This is a genomic window from Vibrio mexicanus, assembly GCF_001012815.1.
Classification (GTDB): Bacteria; Pseudomonadota; Gammaproteobacteria; order Enterobacterales; family Vibrionaceae; genus Vibrio; species Vibrio mexicanus.
Window position 1 is genome coordinate 73,715 of record NZ_JYJP01000109.1, and the last position, 21,644, is coordinate 95,358.

15 protein-coding genes, 1 other RNA gene and 6 pseudogenes are annotated in these 21,644 nt (G+C 46.3%); 15 read left to right on the top strand and 7 right to left on the bottom strand.

All coding sequences use genetic code 11. The features are described from left to right. Positions 1-28 precede the first annotated feature (28 nt). The 4 genes and pseudogenes from cpdA (at position 29) to parC (ending at position 5,870) form a co-directional block, all read left to right on the top strand. Positions 29-798, top strand: a pseudogene (cpdA, locus tag UA76_RS16635) (3',5'-cyclic-AMP phosphodiesterase). Positions 799-832: 34 nt separating this feature from the next. Next, positions 833-1,426, top strand: a complete 594-nt coding sequence (gene yqiA / locus UA76_RS16640; protein ID WP_047048467.1) for an esterase YqiA — start codon at positions 833-835, stop codon at positions 1,424-1,426. Positions 1,427-1,703: 277 nt separating this feature from the next. Continuing rightward, positions 1,704-3,584 (top strand): DNA topoisomerase IV subunit B, encoded by a 1,881-nt coding sequence (parE, locus tag UA76_RS16645; protein WP_047048469.1) that lies wholly within the window; start codon positions 1,704-1,706, stop codon positions 3,582-3,584. Positions 3,585-3,587: 3 nt separating this feature from the next. Further along, entirely contained in the window at positions 3,588-5,870 is a 2,283-nt protein-coding gene (gene parC, locus UA76_RS16650; RefSeq protein ID WP_047048472.1) for a DNA topoisomerase IV subunit A, read from the top strand. 92 nt (positions 5,871-5,962) lie between these two features. Here parC and degS read toward each other — a convergent pair whose 3' ends face one another. The 3 genes from degS to zapG all read right to left on the bottom strand — a co-directional run bounded on the left by degS (position 5,963) and on the right by zapG (position 9,114). Further along, the gene (degS, locus tag UA76_RS16655) at positions 5,963-7,027 is read right to left on the bottom strand and encodes an outer membrane-stress sensor serine endopeptidase DegS (protein WP_047048475.1); all 1,065 of its coding nucleotides are present in this window, start codon (positions 7,025-7,027) and stop codon (positions 5,963-5,965) included. A gap of 164 nt (positions 7,028-7,191) precedes the next feature. Continuing rightward, positions 7,192-8,550 carry a DegQ family serine endoprotease gene (locus UA76_RS16660; RefSeq protein WP_047048476.1) on the bottom strand — a complete coding sequence of 453 codons (1,359 nt, stop codon included), beginning with the start codon at positions 8,548-8,550 and terminating at the stop codon, positions 7,192-7,194. Positions 8,551-8,661: 111 nt separating this feature from the next. After that, positions 8,662-9,114 (bottom strand): Z-ring associated protein ZapG, encoded by a 453-nt coding sequence (gene zapG, locus UA76_RS16665; protein ID WP_047048481.1) that lies wholly within the window; start codon positions 9,112-9,114, stop codon positions 8,662-8,664. Positions 9,115-9,297: 183 nt separating this feature from the next. Between zapG and zapE the strand changes: the two genes are divergently transcribed. From zapE to sspB, 8 genes and pseudogenes are all read left to right on the top strand, one after another. After that, the gene (gene zapE, locus UA76_RS16670; protein ID WP_047048484.1) at positions 9,298-10,398 is read left to right on the top strand and encodes a cell division protein ZapE; all 1,101 of its coding nucleotides are present in this window, start codon (positions 9,298-9,300) and stop codon (positions 10,396-10,398) included. A 240-nt stretch (positions 10,399-10,638) separates the two neighbouring features. Beyond that, positions 10,639-11,067, top strand: a complete 429-nt coding sequence (gene rplM / locus UA76_RS16675; RefSeq protein ID WP_047048488.1) for a 50S ribosomal protein L13 — start codon at positions 10,639-10,641, stop codon at positions 11,065-11,067. A gap of 15 nt (positions 11,068-11,082) precedes the next feature. After that, the gene (gene rpsI, locus UA76_RS16680) at positions 11,083-11,475 is read left to right on the top strand and encodes a 30S ribosomal protein S9 (protein WP_047048492.1); all 393 of its coding nucleotides are present in this window, start codon (positions 11,083-11,085) and stop codon (positions 11,473-11,475) included. A gap of 327 nt (positions 11,476-11,802) precedes the next feature. Continuing rightward, the gene (petA, locus tag UA76_RS16685; protein ID WP_047048494.1) at positions 11,803-12,396 is read left to right on the top strand and encodes a ubiquinol-cytochrome c reductase iron-sulfur subunit; all 594 of its coding nucleotides are present in this window, start codon (positions 11,803-11,805) and stop codon (positions 12,394-12,396) included. Next, positions 12,396-13,660 (top strand): annotated as a pseudogene (locus UA76_RS16690) (cytochrome b). The gene petA and the pseudogene UA76_RS16690 overlap by 1 nt, the downstream one beginning before the upstream one ends. Then, positions 13,657-14,394, top strand: a complete 738-nt coding sequence (locus tag UA76_RS16695) for a cytochrome c1 (protein WP_047048498.1) — start codon at positions 13,657-13,659, stop codon at positions 14,392-14,394. The pseudogene UA76_RS16690 and the gene UA76_RS16695 overlap by 4 nt, the downstream one beginning before the upstream one ends. Positions 14,395-14,492: 98 nt before the next feature. Then, positions 14,493-15,127: pseudogene (gene sspA, locus UA76_RS16700) on the top strand (stringent starvation protein SspA). Positions 15,128-15,137: 10 nt separating this feature from the next. Further along, on the top strand, positions 15,138-15,623 hold the full coding sequence (sspB, locus tag UA76_RS16705) for a ClpXP protease specificity-enhancing factor (RefSeq protein ID WP_047048501.1): 486 nt from the start codon (positions 15,138-15,140) through the stop codon (positions 15,621-15,623). Positions 15,624-15,722: 99 nt separating this feature from the next. On the opposite strand, the gene UA76_RS16710 is transcribed toward sspB, so the two are convergent. The 4 genes and pseudogenes from UA76_RS16710 to UA76_RS16725 all read right to left on the bottom strand — a co-directional run bounded on the left by UA76_RS16710 (position 15,723) and on the right by UA76_RS16725 (position 19,033). Beyond that, the gene (locus UA76_RS16710; RefSeq protein ID WP_047048707.1) at positions 15,723-16,277 is read right to left on the bottom strand and encodes a BON domain-containing protein; all 555 of its coding nucleotides are present in this window, start codon (positions 16,275-16,277) and stop codon (positions 15,723-15,725) included. 3 nt (positions 16,278-16,280) lie between these two features. After that, a pseudogene (locus UA76_RS16715) lies at positions 16,281-16,870 on the bottom strand (phosphoheptose isomerase). Positions 16,871-16,873: 3 nt separating this feature from the next. After that, the gene (locus tag UA76_RS16720) at positions 16,874-17,242 is read right to left on the bottom strand and encodes a YraN family protein (RefSeq protein ID WP_047048503.1); all 369 of its coding nucleotides are present in this window, start codon (positions 17,240-17,242) and stop codon (positions 16,874-16,876) included. Then, a pseudogene (locus tag UA76_RS16725) lies at positions 17,229-19,033 on the bottom strand (penicillin-binding protein activator). Before UA76_RS16725 ends, UA76_RS16720 begins: the two are co-directional and overlap by 14 nt. 69 nt (positions 19,034-19,102) lie before the next feature. On the opposite strand from UA76_RS16725, the gene rsmI reads away from it, so the two are divergent. The 3 genes and pseudogenes from rsmI (at position 19,103) to rsmH (ending at position 21,644) form a co-directional block, all read left to right on the top strand. Further along, on the top strand, positions 19,103-19,966 hold the full coding sequence (gene rsmI / locus UA76_RS16730; RefSeq protein ID WP_047048507.1) for a 16S rRNA (cytidine(1402)-2'-O)-methyltransferase: 864 nt from the start codon (positions 19,103-19,105) through the stop codon (positions 19,964-19,966). 132 nt (positions 19,967-20,098) lie between these two features. After that, an RNA gene (rnpB, locus tag UA76_RS22600) (RNase P RNA component class A) lies at positions 20,099-20,505 on the top strand. 189 nt (positions 20,506-20,694) lie between these two features. Further along, positions 20,695-21,644: pseudogene (gene rsmH / locus UA76_RS16735) on the top strand (16S rRNA (cytosine(1402)-N(4))-methyltransferase RsmH).

The following is a 21,644-nucleotide window of genomic DNA, read 5'->3' on the forward strand; positions in this document are numbered from 1 at the left end:
TAAGCTACTTCAAATTACAGATACGCATCTGTTTGAAGCGCATGATGGTAGCTTGCTCAGCGTTAACACGGGAGAAAGCTTCAAATCAGTGGTGAATGCTGTTTTGGACTCTGGTTACGACTATGAGGCCATTCTGGCAACAGGCGATATCTCTCAAGACCACAGTGCGGCTTCTTATCAACGATTCGCCGATGGTATCGTGCCGCTAGAGAAAACTTGTTATTGGTTGCCGGGTAACCATGACTATAAGCCGAACATGGGTTCTGTTTTTGAAGAGCAAGCGCAACTAGATAATCAGATTCAGCAAGTCGAGCATGTGTTGCTTGGCAATAATTGGCAGATTGTGCTTTTGGACTCGCAAGTTGTTGGTGTTCCGCATGGCCGATTAAGTGACCAGCAGTTAGCTTTGCTAGACGACAAATTAGCGCAATACCCTGAGCGTCACACTTTGGTTCTGTTACACCACCACCCAATTTTGGTTGGTAGCGCGTGGCTTGATCAGCATACCTTGAAAGATAGCGATGCGCTTTGGGATGTGATTGCCAAGCACAGTAACGTCAAAGCTATTTTGTGTGGTCACGTCCATCAAGACATGGTTAAAGATCATAATGGTGTGTTGGTAATGGCAACGCTTCAACCTGTGTTCAGTTCAAACCCAATTCCGACGATTTCGCACTGGATAACCAGTCTCCGGGTTGGCGAGAAATCAATTTGAATCACGATGGTAGCGTCGACACAATCGTTAAGCGCCTTGGCGATGGTCAGTTCCTACCCGACTTTAGTGCAGACGGCTACTAGGGTCTACAGATACTAACTCACAAGAGTGCTCATCATGATGGCAAGTCAAAAACCTTCGCTGCTTCTCTATATCCATGGTTTTAACAGCTCACCGCTTTCTCACAAAGCGAATGTTATGGCTAACTATTGCAAAGAGCACAGGCCAGACATTAAGGTATTGACGCCTCAACTTCCATGCTACCCCAAGCAAGCTGCAGAGCATTTACAACAGCTGGTCAATCAGCATCAAAACGACTTTAATATTGCCTTGATTGGCAGTTCACTAGGCGGGTACCTTTCTACTTGGCTCAATAACAAGTTTGGTTTTCGCGCTGTAGTGGTTAATCCAGCGGTGAAACCTTATGAGTTACTTAGTGATTTCTTAGGCCCGCAAACCAATCCTTACACTAACGAAAACTATTTCTTAGAAGCTCACCATATTGCCGAGCTAAGAGAGTTAGATGTGGAAGTTATCCAGCAACCACAAGATTTTTGGCTCTTGCAGCAAGAGGGCGATGAAGTTCTCGATTACCGCGAGGCGGTGGCTAAGTTTCAAGGTGCAAAACAGACGGTGGAGCCCGAGGGTGATCATAGCTTTGTTGACTTTGAACGTTACCCTGAGCAGATAATCCAATTCTTAAAGCTTTAGCTCGTCTGGTTAAGCCTTTCGTCTCTCATTGAGGGAAGAGTCATAAATTTACCTGTTACTTACTGATGTCACTTGACATAGCAGGGTCTCTTCCAGACTATGTTCTACCTAGACTTTTGTAGAGTAGAGTCATGGATAGAATGTTTAAAAGAGCAGCGCCTTAGTCGATTTTTCACCTATTTGGCTAACGAATCGCCAAGCCTCCATTGCTGCACGTCATCTACCTTATCCTTTCCTACAAAGTTACCTATTATTTTCTAACGAAGCATTCCGTATTATGACTGAACAATATAATGCTGGAGCCATTGAAGTTCTTAATGGTTTAGAACCAGTACGTCGCCGACCAGGGATGTATACGGACACAGCGCGCCCGAACCATTTGGGCCAAGAAGTTATCGATAACAGTGTCGATGAAGCGCTAGCCGGACATGCCTCAAAGGTGCAAGTGATACTGCACGCCGATCAATCGCTAGAGGTGATTGATGATGGTCGTGGTATGCCTGTCGATATACACCCAGAAGAGAAGATCTCGGGTGTCGAACTGATTTTCTGTAAGCTGCACGCAGGTGGTAAGTTCTCGAACAAGAACTACCAATTCTCGGGTGGTTTGCACGGGGTAGGTATCTCCGTTGTAAACGCACTGTCTAAGCGTGTTGAAGTGACGGTTCGTCGTGATGGTCAAGTGTATGAAATGGCTTTTGAACACGGTAATAAAGTCGAAGAGCTTACGGTAACGGGCACTTGCGGTCGTCGTAACAAAGGTACCAGCGTTCACTTCTGGCCAGATGCTAGCTATTTCGATTCAGCGAATTTTTCTGTTACGCGTTTAGTGAACAACTTACGCGCTAAAGCCGTGCTTTGCCCGGGCCTTGAAATTACCTTCAGCGACAAGGTAAACAACAAAGATTACCGCTGGTTCTATGAAGATGGCCTGAAAGATTACCTAGCCGAAGGCGTTAAAGGCTTCCCTGTCTTACCTGAATCACCTTTTACCGGTGAGTTTAAGGCAGAAACCGAAGCAGCAACGTGGGCGGTGATTTGGCAGCCAGAGGGCGGTGATATGATCACCGAAAGCTACGTTAACCTTATTCCTACTGCCCAAGGCGGTACGCATGTTAACGGTCTGCGCCAGGGCTTGTTGGATGCAATGCGTGAATTCTGTGAGTTCCGCAACCTTCTCCCTCGCGGCGTCAAACTGACTGGTGACGATGTCTTTGAACGTTGTTCGTACGTCTTATCGGTGAAGATGCAAGATCCTCAGTTTGCAGGCCAAACCAAAGAGCGTCTATCGTCGCGCCAAACGGCAGCGTTCGTATCTGGCGTGGTTAAAGATGCCTTCAGCTTATGGCTAAACGAGAAACCGCAACTGGCTGAACTGCTGGCTGAATCTTGTATTGCCAATGCGCATCGCCGCATGCGAGCAAGTAAGAAAGTCGTACGTAAGAAAGTGGCTTCAGGCCCAGCACTGCCAGGTAAACTGACAGACTGTTCCGTACAAGACTTAAACCGTACTGAAATCTTCTTCGTCGAGGGTGACTCGGCGGGCGGCTCTGCTAAGCAGGCACGTGATCGTGAGTTCCAAGCAGTCATGCCACTGCGCGGTAAAATCCTCAATACTTGGGAAGTTTCAGCAGATCAAGTACTGGCTTCACAAGAAGTCCATGATATCTCTGTGGCGCTAGGTATTGACCCAGACAGCGATAACCTCAGCAGTCTACGTTACGGTAAAATCTGTATACTTGCCGATGCGGACTCGGATGGTCTTCATATCGCGACGCTACTGTGCGCTTTGTTTACGCGTCACTTTAAAGCGCTGGTGGAAGCGGGTCATATATATGTCGCTATGCCGCCTCTTTACCGAATCGACTGTGGCAAAGAAGTGTTCTATGCCCTAGATGACGATGAAAAAGAGGGCATTTTAGAGCGCCTGTCTAAGAAGAAAGCCAAGATTAACGTTCAGCGATTCAAAGGTCTGGGTGAGATGAACCCACTTCAATTGCGTGAAACGACAATGGATCCAAATACCCGTCGCCTTGTTCAGCTGACTATCGATGATAGCCAAGCGACGATGGAGATGATGGATATGCTGCTTGGTAAGAAGCGAGCGGATGATCGTCGTACTTGGTTGCAAAGCAACGGCGATTTGGCAGAGGTTTAATGAATGTCTAACGAAATTACTTATGACGGCGTTGAACAGTTGCCAATGCGCAAGTTCACCGAAGACGCTTATCTAAATTATTCAATGTACGTCATCATGGACCGTGCCTTGCCATACATTGGCGATGGCTTAAAACCGGTTCAACGACGCATTATTTACGCGATGTCGGAGCTTGGTCTGTCGGCAGCAGCGAAATACAAAAAATCGGCACGTACCGTTGGTGACGTTTTGGGTAAGTACCACCCACACGGTGACTCGGCGTGTTACGAAGCCATGGTATTGATGGCTCAGCCATTCTCTTACCGTTACCCATTGGTGGACGGTCAAGGTAACTGGGGTGCACCAGATGACCCTAAATCATTCGCAGCGATGCGTTATACCGAAGCGAAACTGTCGAAGTTTGCTGAGGTATTGCTTGGTGAATTAGGTCAAGGCACGGTTGAATGGCAACCAAACTTTGATGGCACAATGAAAGAGCCACAAATGTTGCCGGCTCGTCTGCCACATATCTTGCTGAATGGTGTGACGGGTATTGCTGTAGGTATGGCAACAGATATCCCGCCTCACAATGTACGCGAGATTGCGGATGCGACCATCCATATGATCGACAACCCTAAGTCTGAGCTTTCGGATGTGATGGACTTTGTGAAAGGTCCGGATTACCCAACTGAAGCGGAAATCATTTCGCCGAAGTCGGACATCGAAAAGATTTACCGTACCGGTCGTGGCAGCATTAAGATGCGTGCCGTATGGCATAAAGAGGGCGGTGATATTGTCATTACCTCTCTACCGCACCAAGTATCGGGCGCTAAACTGCTAGAGCAGATCGCAAACCAAATGCGCGCGAAGAAACTGCCGATGGTCGACGATTTGCGTGACGAGTCGGATCATGAGAATCCAACGCGTATCGTGGTGGTTCCTCGTTCTAACCGTATCGATTGCGATCAGTTGATGAATCACTTGTTTGCATCAACCGATCTTGAGCGTAGTTACCGCGTTAACCTAAACATGATTGGTTTGGATAATCGCCCTCAAGTAAAAGGGTTAGTTCAAATTCTGTCTGAGTGGATCGAATTCCGTCGCTCAACGGTGAAGCGTCGTCTACAACACCGTTTAGATAAGGTTCTAGCTCGCCTACACATCTTAGAAGGTTTGTTGGTTGCTTACCTGAACTTGGATGAAGTGATTGAAATTATCCGTACTGAAGACGATCCTAAAGCTGTGCTTATGGCGCGTTTCGGTATCACTGATATTCAAGCCGATGCGATCCTAGATACGAAACTTCGTCATTTAGCCAAACTCGAAGAGATGAAGATCCGCGGTGAGCAAGATGAACTCGAGAAAGAGCGTGAGAAGTTAGAGAAGCTTCTTGGTTCAGAGCGACGTCTAAATACATTGCTTAAGAAAGAGATCCAAGCGGATGCTGACAAGTATGGCGACGATCGCCGTTCGCCACTTGTTGAGCGTGCAGAAGCGAAAGCGCTAACTGAGCGCGATCTTGTACCGAGCGAGCCAATCACGGTTGTACTATCTGAGAAAGGTTGGATTCGTCACGCGAAAGGTCATGATGTCGATGCTTCAGGACTTAACTACAAGTCTGGGGATAAGTACTTGGCGAGTGCTCGAGGCAAGAGTAATCAGCCTGCGGTGTTCTTAGGTAGCGACGGGCGAAGCTATTCCCTAGAGTCTCACTCTCTACCTTCTGCTCGTAGTCAAGGTGAGCCGATTACTGGTCGCTTGAATGTCGCAGCAGGCACATCCATCAGCCAAGTGGTGATGGGTGAAGAAGAGCAGCTATGGTTAGTTGGCTCAGATGCAGGTTACGGCTTCGTTTGTAAGGGTAGCGATATGCTATCTAAGAACCGAAGTGGTAAAGCGTTGGTTAATCTGCCGCAAAACGCGCAGATCATGACACCATACCCAATTGCGAACTTGGATGCGGATGAGATCCTAGCGATCACCAATCTTGGCCGAATGCTGCTGTTCCCAATTAAAGATCTGCCGCAACTTGGCAAAGGCAAGGGCAATAAGATCATCAATATTCCAGCGGCGAAAGCGAAAGAGCGTGAAGAGTTTGTCTCTCATCTAATGGCATTGCCGCCAGAAGCGTCACTCACATTGTACGCGGGTAAGCGTAAGCTAGGTCTTAAACCAACTGACCTAGAGAACTTCCGTGGTGAGCGTGGCCGACGCGGTGGCTTACTGCCTCGAGGCTTGCAACGTGTGACTCGTATTGAAATCGAGTCAGCGAAAGAGGTTGATGAATTGGAGTCAACGGACGATTAATATCAAGTTCGTTGAACTATAAAGAAAAAGCCCCGCATTGCTTATTTAGTATTGCGGGGCTTTCTTATTTTTGTGATGAATGAAGGCGTTGGTTACTGGCGCGTATCTTCTTCAATAAGTACAGGTAGAGTTATCTCTTCCCCTTTACGCAAGACGAGAATATCCACTGTTGTTCCTGGCCTTAAGTCTGTCACGATATCCATAACACTTTGTCTGCCATTCACTTTATGTCCATCAATCGTCAAGATAATATCTTGCTCTTCAAAGCCAGCTTTGGATGCTGGGCCATTTGGATCGACACCAAGTACGACAATACCGCCAAGGTGCTCACTTCCAAGAAGCCTTGACGTTACCGAATTGATGTCTTGTCCATCAATACCGATATAGCCGCGAATAACTCGGCCATCAGCGATAATCTTATCCATGATTTTCTGTGCAAGAGGGAAGGGGATAGCAAATGAAATGCCGTAGGTTTCTAGCTCTGTTGCCTGTTGGAAAGAGGCGGTATTAATGCCGACCAGCTCACCTTGAGTGTTCACCAATGCACCACCGGAGTTCCCTTCGTTGATCGCCGCGTCCGTTTGAATAAAGGCTTGTCGACCATCAAGGCTGATTGAAGAGCGCCCTGTTGCTGAAATAATCCCAAAAGTGGTGGTTTGACCGAGGTTGTATGGGTTACCAATGGCAAGTACCACATCGCCCACTTTGGCTTTGTAGTCTGGGTTTTGTGGTATGACGGGCAGGTTGCTGCCCTCTACTTGTAAGATCGCGATGTCTGTCCTGCGGTCTGTCCCCACCAATTGTGCTGCAGCAACGCGGCCATCTTGCAAAGCAACGATGATTTGATCTGCCTGAGCGATAACGTGGTAGTTAGTGATGATGTAGCCTTTATCACTAACGATGACACCCGATCCAAGACCTTGCGTAGAGAGTTGAACTTTATCGCTTTCGGTGTATTTTCGGCTGTAGATATTGACCACTGCAGGCGCGGCTTTACGAACAGCATTGTTGAATGAGATTTGCAGTTTATCGGCAGTGAGTGGAATGCTTGGAAGCTCGGCGTTGGAAAGATTTGGACGTAATGATGGCATGACTACAAGTAGTAAGGCTGCCGTCACAAGTCCTAACGCGATGGAACGAAATAAAAAATTCAGCATGCCTTTTTGAGCTCTCCTGCCACTAAATTAGCCAATTGCAAATAGAAACAGAAGGATAGCATTAGATAGTTAAATAATAAAAGGACGGCTAAAAATATAGCCGTCCTTTTGACGTGACTTCACTGTTTTTTGTCATTTTTGACTTGATTATTGCCTGCTTCGGCCTAGCGAACCACTAAATAGATAGTGCGATCTCCACGTTGAATGTTTAGTGCAAGTACTCCAGGTTTAGTTTCCAAAAGTGCTCGGAACTCAGCGAGGTTTTTCACTCGTTGGCGGTTTACGCCAATAATGATATCGCCTTCTAGCAGCTGGTAACTTGCGGCCGGTGACCCCTCTTGAACAGAGCTCACTTTAACACCTTGTACGGAGTCGGCAGATGTTGTGTTAGTCAGTGATGCGCCGGTCAGGCCTTCATGCAGTTTTTCAGCCGTCGTTTGCACATCGGCCTGCTCACCCAGTGTGACTTCAAACTGTTTCGATTTACCATCACGTACTACGCCTAGCTCAATGGTTTTACCCGCTCCAAGGGTCGCGACTTTGGCACGCAGTTCGCTGAAGGTGCTTATCTTCTTACCATTGACCGATACGATGATATCTCCGGCCTCGATCCCCGCTTCTTCGGCAGCACTTTCAGGCATAACTTGGCTAACAAAAGCACCTTTACTAGATTCATAGCCTAAAGCTTCAGCAAGTTCAGAAGTCACTTCACCGCCTTGTACCCCTAACATGCCGCGCTTAACTTCACCAAAATCAATAATTTGGCTAGTTAGGTTAGACATCATGTTAGATGGGATGGCGAAACCAATACCGACGTTACCACCGTTAGGGCCAAGGATCGCAGTGTTGATGCCGATCAGTTCACCATTGAGATTTACCAAGGCACCGCCTGAGTTACCGCTGTTAATAGCGGCGTCAGTCTGAATGAAGTTTTCAAAGTTTTCTAAGTTAAGTCCGCTGCGGCCCAGAGCAGAAACGATACCAGAGGTGACGGTTTGACCCAGACCGAATGGGTTACCAATGGCTACCGTGAAGTCACCGACTCTGAGAACGTCAGAATCAGCTACATCGATTTGAGTCAGGTTTTTCGCCGACTCCAGTTTTAATAGAGCGATGTCGGACATTTGGTCGCCACCGACAAGCTCAGCCTTGTATTCACGGCCATCGTGTAGACGTACACGGATTTTTTCGGCGTTATTGATGACGTGATAGTTGGTCACAATGTGGCCTTGCTCTGCATCAATAATGACGCCAGAGCCTAAACCACGAAATGGGCGTTCTTGGGCTTGTTCTGGAATGCCAAAGAAGAAGCGAAATTGTTCTGGAATTTGTTGCTGTGCGACTTGCGTACCTTCTACCGCAATACTGACGACGGCTGGTGTGACTCGTTCCAACATGGGTGCCAAACTTGGCAGTTGCTGGTGATCGACAGAAAGGGGTAGCGCAGCCGTGGCAGGAACTGGCGCGATGATTGAACTTAAGCTTAGAGAGAGGGTTGCTAATGCAAGCAAAGGTTTTTTCATCATAAAACTCCTACTATTGAATGAATGCCTATCTTCAGATACTCATTTATATACGAAGATAGGCACTAGTGAGTTTTATGACTCAGAAATTTATTGAAAGTTCAGCGGTTTTTACGATGCTTTTGCAGTAACGACATCGGCAGGTTGAATGATCTCTTTCTTGTCTTCTTTTAAAAGACCAGTTGCACCGTTTGCGTAGTCCTTCGGTGCTTCTTCCATTTTAGGCTGCTCAACTTGTACTTCTGACTCGTCTAGATTGTGCTGAGCAATCTTTTTAGCAAACGGATTGTCTTGAGCCGGTTGCTCTGGAAGCAGTTCAGATGACGTCTTCGCCATATGCTGATACAGCTTAGTGTAATCTTTACCAAGCGTGTCTAGCATCTCGGCTGTTTGAGCGAAATGGTCAGAAAGGTCTTGGCGCTGTTGTTCGAGTTCGTATTTAGCGGCCTCTAGATCTTTTTTAACGGTTTTTTGCTTTTTGTATTCTGGGTTAGAAATACGAGCGATAACAACACCCAGTACAGTACCAACTAGCAAGCCAACAAGGGCGTAAATCCACGGCATAAAAGCTCCTTATCGTTGTTGTTTAACATGTTTGCAACCACTTGGTTACACATGTCGAAAGTCCATGGTACTATGAGTTTCATACCCAATAAAGAAAAAGTGCATAAGCATTTTGTTTAATCTTGTAAGACCTTCTTCCTAAAGCATTTCGTCCTTAGGTGTATTCTATAAAGTAGTAAAGTAATGACCCCAAAAGAAAAATACTTGCATGATATCCGTGAACTCGGTTTTCAAGAAGATGTCGCTCAAGCGCAGGCTGTTGAAGCCTTAGACAAGCTATATCACGAGTTCAACGACTACATTTCAGCTCAGCCGGAGGAAATTAAAGGTTGGAAGAAATGGTTTGTTAAGCCGCAGGAAGTGATTGCGCCAAAAGGCCTCTATTTCTGGGGCGGTGTAGGGCGCGGTAAAACTTACTTAATGGATACCTTTTTTGACGCGCTACCGAGCGACAAAAAGATGCGGGTTCACTTTCACCGCTTTATGTACCGTGTACATGATGAGTTGAAGGCTTTGGGTGAGCAGTCTGACCCATTAGAGTCAATAGCGGACACATTCAAACAAGAAGCAGAGATTATTTGTTTCGACGAGTTTTTTGTTTCCGATATCACCGATGCAATGATTCTTGGCACTCTATTCCAAGCCTTGTTTGAGCGAGGTGTCATTCTTGTCGCGACGTCCAACATCCCACCGAAAGATCTCTATCGAAACGGATTGCAGCGTGCGCGCTTTTTACCTGCGATTAAGTTAATTGAAGAAAACTGCCTCGTTATGAATGTGGATAGTGGAGTGGACTATCGCTTGCGTACGCTTGAGCAAGCTGAGATCTATCACTATCCGCTAGACAAAGCCGCAACTGAAAACCTCTATCGTTATTACGGCCAGCTAGTTGGCGAGGGGAAGGCAAAAGAGTCACAGATTGATATCAATCATCGAAGCATTCCCGTTATCGAGGCGAGTGATGGGGTTCTCCATGCCTCTTTTGAGCAGTTATGTCAGTCTGCGCGTAGCCAAAATGACTATATTGAAATGTCTCGCATCTATCACACCGTGCTGCTTGCCGATGTCAAACAGATGGGTGTGACCCTTGATGATGCTGCCCGTCGTTTCATTGCTTTAGTTGATGAGTTTTACGAAAGAAACGTTAAGCTGATAATCTCGGCTGAGGTGGCGATGGATGCCTTATATAGTGGTGGACAGCTTGAATTTGAGTTTAAGCGATGTCTGTCACGATTAATTGAAATGCAAAGCCATGATTACCTAGCAAAAGAGCACTTAGGCTAAGGAAAATCACACAATTTTGGGCTGCGAGAAAAAAATCGTGATTTTGTTCAAAAAGAGGTGATTTTTTCAGCTTACTTCTCTATAATCCTGCGACCTACCGTTACTGCTGGCCTCTAGTTATTAGATTTTCTATGGCTATGCCGAGAGTTACCAACACTCGAAGGGGTGATGAATGGGGCTCTTAGACAGTGGGAACATATTGTTCCTTAAGTGTAAATTTTTTAATAGGTAATTATTAGCATGAAAACTTTCGTTGCTAAACCAGAAACTGTAAAACGCGACTGGTACGTTGTAGACGCTGAAGGTAAAACTCTTGGTCGTCTAGCAAGTGAAATCGCTTCTCGCCTTCGCGGTAAGCACAAAGCTGAATACACTCCACACGTTGACACTGGTGACTACATCATCGTTGTAAACGCGGAGAAAGTTACTGTAACTGGTAACAAGGCTAAAGGTAAGATCTACTACCGTCACACTGAGTTCCCAGGCGGCCTAAAATCAATCAGCTTCGAGAAGCTAATTGATCGCAAGCCAGAGATGGCTCTTGAACTAGCTGTTAAAGGTATGCTACCACGTGGTCCTCTTGGCCGTGCTATGTACCGTAAGCTAAAAGTTTACGCTGGTGCTGAGCACAACCATGTTGCTCAACAACCAACAGTACTAGACATCTAATTGGGGATTATGAAAATGGCAGAGAATCAATACTACGGCACTGGCCGTCGCAAAAGCTCAGCAGCTCGTGTTTTCATCAAGCCAGGCAATGGTGAGATCGTAATCAACAAGCGTAGCCTTGATGTTTACTTCGGTCGTCCAACTTCTCGCATGGTTGTTAAACAGCCTCTAGAGCTAGTTGAACTAACTGAGAAACTAGACCTATACATCACTGTTTCTGGTGGTGGTATTTCTGGCCAAGCTGGTGCTATCCGTCACGGTATCACTCGCGCGCTAATGGAATACGATGAGTCTCTACGTCCTGCTCTACGTGCAGCTGGCTACGTTACTCGTGACGCTCGTTGCGTTGAACGTAAGAAAGTTGGTCTACGTAAAGCACGTCGTCGTCCACAGTTCTCTAAGCGTTAATCTCTTTTTACAAAGAGTTCGCTTCCAGTTATTACTGGATTGTGGTTCAAAAGCCTGGCATTTATGTCAGGCTTTTTTGTTTTTCCCCTTCTCAAAACCTCTTCATTCCGAATACTTCCTCCTGATATCGCTCAATTTTAGCGCTTTTGTGACCATGCGAACGCTTTGCCCGACGAATGTTGCAAAAAGGTAGCTTTATCTTGTCAAAAAGTAGGGTTTTATTTATCATTTCCCGTCAAATAAATACAACTAAATTCGTATCTTGTTAGCCATGCTCTGTAAGCGGAATAACAATAATCCAAAGGGAGCAAATGGGAGAATGTTTGGATGAGCAATGCGCCTTTAAATAACGGCCGTAGACGTTTCTTAACTGCCACAACCGCGGTTGTGGGTGGTTTGGGAGCAGCTGCTGTCGCCGTTCCTTTTATTAAATCTTGGAACCCAAGTGCCAAAGCGAAAGCGGCGGGTGCCCCTGTTGAAGTTGAAATTGGAAAACTTGAAGAAGGGCAAATGGTTCGTGTCGAGTGGCGAGGAAACCCTGTATGGGTTGTACGTCGCGCCCAGTCAGTTGTCGACACCCTTAAAGATCTTGACGGTCAGCTTCGTGACCCTAGCTCCAATGAAGAGCAGCAGCCAGATTACGCTCAGAATGCTTATCGCTCAATTAAGCCTGAGTATTTTGTGGCTGTTGGTATTTGTACCCACCTAGGTTGTTCGCCTACTTATTTGCCAGATACCTTTGGCGAGCAAGTTCAAGGCGTGCGTTCTGGTTTCTTCTGCCCATGTCATGGTTCTAAATTTGATATGGCTGGTCGAGTTTTCCAAGGTGTTCCTGCACCACTAAACCTAGTGGTACCTAAGCACATGTACCTAAGTGATACCAAAATTATCATCGGTGTTGATGAAACAGGGGAGGCATAATGCAAGCTCTACTTGATTGGGTAGAAAAACGCATACCCGCAATGAATGCGTACAAAAAGCACTTGTCTGAGTATCCAATGCCAAAGAACTTCAACTTTTGGTACTTGTTTGGCTCATTGGCAATGTTGGTGCTAGTTAACCAGATCCTAACGGGTATTTGGCTGACTATGAACTATGTTCCATCTGGTGATGGTGCATTTGCCTCTATCGAATACATCATGCGTGACGTGGAATACGGTTGGTTACTGCGTTACATGCACTCTACTGGCGCATCAGCTTCTTTGTTGTCGTCTACCTGCACATGTTCCGTGGTTTGATTTACGGCTCTTACCAGAAGCCGCGTGAGCTGCTTTGGGTATTCGGCATGCTGATCTTCCTAGTTCTAATGGCAGAAGCTTTCATGGGTTACTTACTACCATGGGGTCAGATGTCTTACTGGGGTGCTCAGGTAATCATCTCATTGTTCGGTGCAATTCCTGTTATCGGTGACGACCTAACGCTATGGATTCGTGGTGACTACGTTATCTCTGGCGCGACGCTAAACCGTTTCTTTGCACTGCACGTTATTGCGCTGCCTATCGTTCTGCTGCTTCTTATTGTTCTTCACGTTCTAGCGCTTCACGAAGTTGGCTCAAACAACCCAGACGGTATCGAAACTAAGCTACCTAAAGGTTCTCAAGGCGACGATTACAAGACTCAGTTTAAGTTCCACGAAGACTACACGAAGAAATACGACATTATTGATTCCATTCCTTTCCACCCATACGGTACGGTTAAGGACTTGGTTGGTGTCGCAGGTTTCTTATTCTTCTTCTGTTATGTGTTGTTCTTTAATCCAGAGATGGGCGGTTTCTTCCTTGAGCCACCTAACTTTGAAGCAGCGAACCCACTGAAAACACCAGAACACATTGCTCCAGTATGGTACTTCACGCCGTTCTACGCGATTCTGCGTGCTGTTCCAGACAAGCTCCTAGGTGTTATCGCAATGGGTGCGTCGATTGCCGTACTATTCGTACTACCTTGGTTAGACCGCTGTCGTGTGCGCTCTTACCGCTACCGTAGTAAGTTCCACCTGTTTAACATCATTCAATTCACCATCAGCTTTATTGCGTTGGGTATTCTTGGTGCGCTTCCAGCAACGCCAACGTATACACTGCTTGCGCAGATCTTTAGCTTAGGTTACTTCATGTTCTTTGTACTTCTGTACTTCTACAGTAAGAATGAGGCGACGAAACCATTACCAGAAAGGGTGAATTTCAAATGAAAAAATGGATTGTAATTTTGTTTGCAATGCTGCCTGCTCTCGCGATGGCAGCCGGTCCAAAGGTACCGTTAGACAAAGCAAATAACGACTTATCGGATCAGGCATCGCTACAAAATGGTGCCAAGTTATTCATGAACTACTGTTTTGCTTGTCACTCTACGCAATATCAGCGTTACGAGCGAGTAGCGACAGATTTAGGTATTCCTGCTGACCTAATGAAAGAGAATCTAATGTTCGACCCTGAGGCGAAAATTGGTGATCTTATGGTGAGTGCAATTCCGCAAGACTCTGCGGCTCAATGGTTTGGTGCACCGCCACCAGATCTAACGTTGGTTGCTCGTGTTCGTGGTGTGGATTGGTTATACACTTACTTGCGCTCTTTCTATGCAGATCCGTCTCGCCCATTTGGTGTGAACAACGTTGTGTTCCCAATGGTAGGTATGCCACATGTTCTTGAAGAGCTTCAAGGTATTCCTCAGCCAGTATACGGTACGCGTGTTGTGGATGGCGTTGAAGAGCAAGTCATCGTCGATATTAAAACAGACGGTACGGGTGAGCTAAACGAAGAAGAGTACGATGACGCCATTCGCGATCTTGTAAACTTCCTAGAGTACTCTGGTGACCCTGTGAAACTTGAGCGCCATACGTTGGGTTGGTGGGTGATGGGCTTCCTTGTTATCTTCACCATCATCGTTGTGCTTCTTAAGAAAGAGTATTGGCGTGATGTGCACTAATTGTGCTACCATACGGTGCTAATTCCTAATTTTTAATGTATACAATGGAGGCAATGCCTCCATTGTTTTTTATATCTGTAAGTCTGCTGGAGGGCTCCATGGCTGTAGCTGCCAATAAACGTTCTGTGATGACTCTATTTTCAAGTGCATCTGATATGTATAGCCATCAGGTTCGTATCGTTCTGGCTGAGAAAGGTGTAAGTGTTGAAGTTGAGCTAGTTGATGAGGCAAATCTGCCGACAGAACTTGTTGAACTAAACCCGTACAAGACAGTACCAACTCTTGTTGATCGTGAGCTTGCGCTTTACGATTCAAAAATCATCATGGAATACCTTGATGAGCGTTTCCCTCATCCACCATTGATGCCTGTATATCCAGTTGCTCGTGGTAACAGCCGTTTGATGATTTACCGCATCGAGCGTAACTGGTACTCACTAGCAGAGAAAGTTGTGAAAGGTAATGCAGAAGAATCTGAGTCTGCTCGTAACAAACTTCGTAACGACCTTCTGACTCTAGCGCCTCTTTTCGCTGAGTATGAATACTTCATGAGCGATGAGTTCAGCCTAATTGATTGCTACCTAGCACCTCTACTATGCGTCTGCCTCAGCTTGGTATCGACCTAATCGGTCCTGGCTCAAAAGAGCTGAAAATCTACATGAACCGCGTATTTGAGCGTGATTCATTCTTAGCTTCTTTGACGGAAGCTGAGCGTGAGATGCGTTTATCTCGTTAATGTTGGTGTGATGGATATTTCTAACATGACACCGCGCCGACCATATTTGCTGAGAGCATTTTATGATTGGCTAGTGGATAACGATTTAACGCCACACTTGGTGGTAGAAGCCAATGTACCTGGTGTACGAGTTCCTCTTGAGTTCGTTCAAGATGGTCAAATTATCTTGAATGTCGCGCCGCGTGCGGTTGGGAACTTAGAGTTAGGTAATGAAGCGATTACATTTAATGCTCGCTTCAGTGGTCGTCCACATTCGGTGATCGTTCCACTCTATGCAGTACAAGCGATTTACGCTCGTGAGAATGGTGCAGGAACAATGTTTGAACCTGAAGAAGCTTACGAAGCGCGAATAGATGAAGAAGAGGCTGTATACGAGCCAGAAGCGCCATCTCCGCTTTCTGTAGCGACAGAAGAGAGCACGCCAGCTGAAGTGACAGAGGCTGAATCAGAACCGGCTAGACCAAAAGGTAAGCCGAGTCTTCGAGTTATCAAATAAAATGCTCAGTCGTCACTATTAAACTAAAAAAGCAGCGCATCAGCGCTGCTTTTTCTTTTTGTGCTTGTTGCTTACTGGAAATAGCTTATAGGAAGCCGTTTACTGGAAAGCGCGAATGACCTGCTTAACACCAGAAATGTTGCGGGCAACTTCGGTAGCCTTATCGGCTTGTTCTTTAGTGACATAACCGAGCAAGAAGACTTCTTTGTCTTCGGTAATCACCTTAACCTGCAAGCCATCTAGCGCTTTTTCTGCCAGTAATGCGGATTTCACTTTAGTGGTGATCCAACTGTCTGCGCTTATTTCAGTGACCGATAGTGGGGCTTTAATGCGGACTTGGTTGTGGATGGTTTTAACGCCATCAACAGAACGAGCTTCTTTCTCAAATTGGTTTAAAAGCTCTTCTGTGCTTGATTGGCCGATCAGCACCACGGTGCCATCGTATGAACTGGCTGAGATACGTGCTTGGCCGCGGTAAGGGGCTTTGTTGCCAATACCAACGATCGAAAATTCAATGTTGCTGTCGTTCCATTTATCTCGAGTTGAGCGCGGATCTAAGTTTGAGCTGGATGAATCACCTGAACCGGGTAGCGAGCCACAACCCGTTAACAGAGCGATACCCAAGGCAACAAAAAAGAGTTTGATTGACTTCATCATTTACTCCTCGTGAGCAGGGAAAAGTACCTGATCAATAAGATCACATAAACAGTGCAGCGTGACCATATGGACCTCATGGATCCTTGCGGTACGGTGTGAGGGAATACGGATTTCAACGTCATGTTCGCCAAGTAAACCGGCCATTTCGCCACCATCTTTACCGGTTAGGGCAATGATGGTCATGTCGCGAGTTACGGCAGCTTCCATCGCTTTGATAATGTTTTTACTGTTACCACTGGTCGAGATAGCTAAAAGAATATCGCCCGGTTGACCAAAAGCGCGTACCTGCTTTGAGAAGATCTCTTGGTAGTGGTAGTCATTGGCTACAGCCGTTAACGTTGTGTTGTCGGCGGTTAACGCCATGGCTGGTAGGCTTGGCCTTTCCGTTTCGAAACGGTTGAGTAGGCAGGATACAAATTGCTGTGCATTAGACGAGGAGCCCCATTCCCACAACACAGAATCTTATTGCCATTGAGTAAACTCGTGACCATAGCTTGCGCTGCGTGAGTAATTGCGTCTGGCAGAGCTTCTGCAGCGGCAATTTGAATTTGAATGCTTTCTGTAAAACTGTCTTTAATGCTATCGAGCATCGTTTATCCTTGAGTTATTGCGTTTTGTATCCATTCGATGTCATGGCCGTCGTTATGTATCGCGACGAGATCAAATCGAAAGTCAGTATCATGAACTGAGTGGTCGTGTTTCATTAGCCAAAGGTTTGCCGTTTTAATTAACTTACGCATTTTGGCTGGGTTAACGGTTTCGGCAGCATGGCCGAAATTTTGGCTTTTTCGGTAACGAACTTCAACAAAAACCAGCGTACTGCCATGAGTGAGTATCAAATCGATCTCTCCACAGCGCGCATTGAAGTTACGTTCAACAAGTTTTAAGCCACGGCGCTGCAAATAATCCAGCGCCGCGGCTTCGAAGTGATCGCCTTTAGCTCTTTTACTAAAGAGCTTCACGCTCTGCCCAGCTAATTTCGCGCTGTACGACGCATTGCTCATCAATGGTCAAAACACCTGTTTTACCTTCGATAGAGTAACCCTCAACCACTTTCATTTGTGGTAGTTGCTCCATCAACTGATAAGCATCCATGCCGAGAGCTTGCAATCGTTTCTCTGCATTAGAGTTTCTTGGCCACAGCTGCGCCATTTCTGCTTCTAGTGCAGCATCCGGCTGAATCAGAAGAGGGATATCACTGTAGGTAACGCCCGTCAGATCTTCGTACTGTTTGCTTGAGCTGTTGCTGCGTGAATTAGAGAACAGCTTCGGTGGAATCGTATCTGGGTTAATTGCAACTTCAATAAATGGCTTAATCAGCGTTAACTCAGAGCTTTTTGCCACAATGTAAACGGCATCAATATCTCTGCGGCTGCGAGGCTGGCTCTCTAGAGGGATATCGAGCAGTGCTTCCATTTGTGCGATGTGCTGCTGACTATCTTGCAAACCAAACACGCCATTAATGTTGCGTTGTAGTTGGCGTTTATGGCCAAACAGATTAACTGCGACTTTATTGTCACTGTGCTTAGCCCACTCTTCATTGAAGCTTCAACCACACGTTGACCTAGGCTGCCTTGTGGTGCCAAGACCAATGGATATTGATAGCCCTGTTCAAAAAAGTGCTTGGCTGCCTGAGCGACTTCTTGCTCTGGTGATAGTGCAAGATAGCAAGTGTCGGTGCCGGCTTCTAACGTATCTGGGATATTCAATGCGAGAGTCGGAATCGGTTTTTGTAGGTTGTCTAGTGCGGTTTGCAGCTCTTCCACCTTGTCTTTAGTCAGTGGACCAACAACAAAATCGATGTCTTTTTCGAGCATCAATGTTTCAATCGCTTTCGCGTCGTTGATGTTAGTATCAACGATAGTCAAAGTCGCACTGTCATCGCGTTCTTCATCGTTCATCATCTCCATGATGAATCCATCGCGAATCAGTTGGGCTTGTTTAGCGAAGCGACCTGTTAAAGGCAATAACAGTGCAGTGTTCACTGGCTTTGCGATATCTAAAGCGAGAATGTCCTGCACTTTGTTTGGTGTGTACAGCGCGGCTGGATGATTCGGGTTTGCGAGTAACCACTCTTCAATCTCACCTTTTAACTGAGCAATGCTTGTCGCGTACTGTTTCGAGATTTGACTTAATTCAACCCAACCTGCAAATGTCGAGGTTGATGACGCTTGAACGAGGCGCGCTGTCTCTGGCGTGACATCGTAAGATAAGTATTCCCAAATGCCTTCAGACAGCAGAGGCTGCTTTTGTTCGCGTTCATATCGTGAAAGGTTCGACAGCTCATTTGCCGCTTCGAAATAACGAGATTGAAGAGCGAAAAGGTCTGAACGAAGCTGGTGGTACTCTTGCCATTGCTCATCAGGCAGTGACCAGTTGCTTTGGAAGTTTAGCTTAGACAGTGCTAAGTCATAATCGCCAGCGTTCTTAACAAGGTTTGCTCTAGCCAGTTGCCACTCTGCCTGTTGTAGAGGGCTTAAAGATTGCTTCGACAAGCGGTTAATCAAGCGGTTCGCTTGTTCCACATCATTGGCTTCAACAGAAGCTTTCAATGCCATGATAAGCCAATCATTTTGCAAACTACCTTGGCTGCTGTCTGCTTGCATGATGTAACTTTGCGCAGACCTCACCGGATCTTGGGTAATATCAACGCTAAGCGGTGCTTTCGGTTGCGATGAACATGCTGCTAGGGTAATTGCCAGTGCAACAGGAGTCAGCAAGCGTGGTACACTTATTCTCTTATGGTTCTTCATAGCCATGAGTTCTTAAATAATTCCGTGTAAAATTGTCTCTATATTAATCGTTGAAGTGATGGTAAACAAATGACAGATAACAAAACCTTGCCAGCAGAGATCTCAACTCTCTACATTGTTCCGACCCCTATTGGCAATTTAGGTGATATTACTCAACGTGCCATAGAAGTTTTGTCTAATGTCGACGTTATTGCTGCTGAAGACACTCGACATACAGGTAAATTACTTGCTCACTTCAATATACAAACAAAAACCTTTGCACTGCATGATCACAATGAGCAGCAAAAAGCGCAAGTCTTAGTTGAAAAATTGCAACAAGGGCAGTCTATCGCTTTGGTTTCAGATGCGGGCACGCCCTTAATTAGTGATCCAGGATACCATCTGGTGAAACAATGTCGTCAAGCAGGCGTCAGAGTTGTTCCGCTGCCTGGTGCATGTGCAGTGATTGCTGCATTGAGTGCGTCGGGCTTACCGTCAGATCGTTTTAGTTTCGAAGGTTTCCTGCCTCCAAAGAGCAAAGGCAGAAAAGATAAGTTTCTTGAAATCGCTAAAGTGGAGCGCACGTGTATCTTCTATGAGTCGCCGCATCGCATTATGGATTCATTGGACGATATGCTTTCCATCCTCGGCCCAGATCGCGAAGTCGTGCTAGCCCGTGAGCTAACTAAAACCTTTGAGACGATTCAAGGGTTGCCTTTAGGCGAGTTGATTGAGTGGGTGAAGAGCGATGAAAATCAGCGCCGAGGTGAGATGGTGCTATTGATCCATGGTCACCGTGAAGAGGCCTCTGATGAGCTACCAGAGGAAGCGACTCGCACTTTGTCGATTCTGGTAAAAGAGCTGCCATTAAAGAAGGCGGCAGCGATGTCAGCAGAAATCTATAACTTGAAGAAGAATGCGCTTTATAAATGGGGACTAGAGAACCTGTCTTAACGACCGCGCTTCGAGATGCATAACAAAGGCCTGTATTCGATACAGGCCTTTTGTTTATGAGCGCTGGGGGATTTGTCGGTGGTATTCAATAGCGCTAGACACTGTATCTAATTATCTATACAATCCGCCTCCGGAGTTGAACGGGTAATCGCTGCTTCATTGATGTCCTTCGGGAGACTGATGAAGGGGAGGAACGTCCGGGCTCCATAGAGCAGGGTGCCAGGTAACGCCTGGGGAGCGTGAGCTCACGACAAGTGCAGCAGAGAGAAAACCGCCGATGGCTTAATCTTCTTTTATTCTTCGGAGTAGGGAAGTAAGCACAGGTAAGGGTGAAAGGGTGCGGTAAGAGCGCACCGTGCGTCTGGTAACAGTGCGTAGCAAGGTAAACTCCACCCGGAGCAAGATCAAATAGGCCTCACATAGCATGGCTCGTGTTTGGGGCGGGTAGATTGCTTGAGCCTGTGAGCGATTGCAGGCCTAGACGAATGGTTACCACCGCGTAAGCGGGACAGAACCCGGCGTATGTGTCAACTCCACCTATTCGAGACCCATCATAGCTGCAAAGCTATGATGGGTTTTTTGCTTTTAATTGACGAATTTAACTTTGTTAGCCTTAAACTTAGCGCAAGATCACGACTAACAGTAGCGATTAGCCACTAAATCAGTACACTGATAGTTTGGTAATCGCTTGTTATTGCGAATATTCAATCAAGCCTGATGAGAACATTATGACTGAACCCTTCCAACATATTTCTGTACTGCTTAACGAATCGATCGACGGTTTGGCGATTAAACCAGATGGCATCTACATTGACGGTACTTTTGGACGTGGTGGTCATAGCCGCACGATTCTTTCAAAATTGGGTGAAAATGGTCGTTTGTATAGTATCGATAGAGATCCTCAAGCGATTGCTGAAGCCAATAAAATCGATGACCCTCGTTTCACCATTGTTCATGGTCCGTTTTCAGGAATGGCTGAATACGCAGAGCAATACGATTTGGTCGGCAAGGTAGATGGCGTGTTACTCGATTTAGGTGTGTCATCGCCACAGCTTGATGACGCTGAGCGTGGTTTTAGCTTTATGAAAGATGGCCCGTTGGATATGCGTATGGATCCAACGTCTGGTGTCCCCGTATCTCAATGGCTTTTAGAAGCGGACTTGGATGATATCACTTGGGTTATTCGTGAGTTTGGCGAAGACAAACACGCTCGCCGTATCGCTAAGGCGATCGTGGCGCATCGTGAAGACGAAGAGAAAGAGCCACTGACTCGAACCAGTCAGTTGGCGAAATTGATTTCAGAAGCCGCGCCAAAAAGTTTTAAAGAGAAAAAGCACCCAGCTACTCGTGCTTTTCAAGCTTTCCGTATCTATATCAACAGCGAACTTGAAGAGATTGATACAGCACTAAAAGGGGCGGCAAGTATTCTTGCGCCGCAAGGCCGCTTGTCGGTGATCAGCTTCCATTCACTTGAAGATAGAATGGTGAAGCGTTTTATCCGTAAAGAGAGTAAAGGCCAGAAGTGCCACATGGTATTCCATTGACCGAAGATCAAATCAAAGCAATGGGCAGCGCTAATTTGAAACCAGTAGGTAAAGCGATCAAACCATCAAAAGAAGAAGTCGACATGAATCCACGCTCGCGCAGCTCGGTATTGCGTTTGGCAGAGAAACTATAA

Bases quoted from the DNA above. Each gene is read 5' to 3' on its own strand.
- zapG (WP_047048481.1), bottom strand. From the start codon at position 9,114: ATGCCGTGGATTTACGCCCTTGTTGGCTTGCTAGTTGGTACTGTACTG.
- UA76_RS16660 (WP_047048476.1), bottom strand. From the start codon at position 8,550: ATGAAAAAACCTTTGCTTGCATTAGCAACCCTCTCTCTAAGCTTAAGT.
- degS (WP_047048475.1), bottom strand. From the start codon at position 7,027: ATGCTGAATTTTTTATTTCGTTCCATCGCGTTAGGACTTGTGACGGCA.
- parE (WP_047048469.1), top strand. From the start codon at position 1,704: ATGACTGAACAATATAATGCTGGAGCCATTGAAGTTCTTAATGGTTTA.
- rpsI (WP_047048492.1), top strand. From the start codon at position 11,083: ATGGCAGAGAATCAATACTACGGCACTGGCCGTCGCAAAAGCTCAGCA.
- UA76_RS16695 (WP_047048498.1), top strand. From the start codon at position 13,657: ATGAAAAAATGGATTGTAATTTTGTTTGCAATGCTGCCTGCTCTCGCG.
- zapE (WP_047048484.1), top strand. From the start codon at position 9,298: ATGACCCCAAAAGAAAAATACTTGCATGATATCCGTGAACTCGGTTTT.
- yqiA (WP_047048467.1), top strand. From the start codon at position 833: ATGATGGCAAGTCAAAAACCTTCGCTGCTTCTCTATATCCATGGTTTT.
- sspB (WP_047048501.1), top strand. From the start codon at position 15,138: ATGGATATTTCTAACATGACACCGCGCCGACCATATTTGCTGAGAGCA.
- UA76_RS16710 (WP_047048707.1), bottom strand. From the start codon at position 16,277: ATGAAGTCAATCAAACTCTTTTTTGTTGCCTTGGGTATCGCTCTGTTA.
- rsmI (WP_047048507.1), top strand. From the start codon at position 19,103: ATGACAGATAACAAAACCTTGCCAGCAGAGATCTCAACTCTCTACATT.
- rplM (WP_047048488.1), top strand. From the start codon at position 10,639: ATGAAAACTTTCGTTGCTAAACCAGAAACTGTAAAACGCGACTGGTAC.
- petA (WP_047048494.1), top strand. From the start codon at position 11,803: ATGAGCAATGCGCCTTTAAATAACGGCCGTAGACGTTTCTTAACTGCC.
- parC (WP_047048472.1), top strand. From the start codon at position 3,588: ATGTCTAACGAAATTACTTATGACGGCGTTGAACAGTTGCCAATGCGC.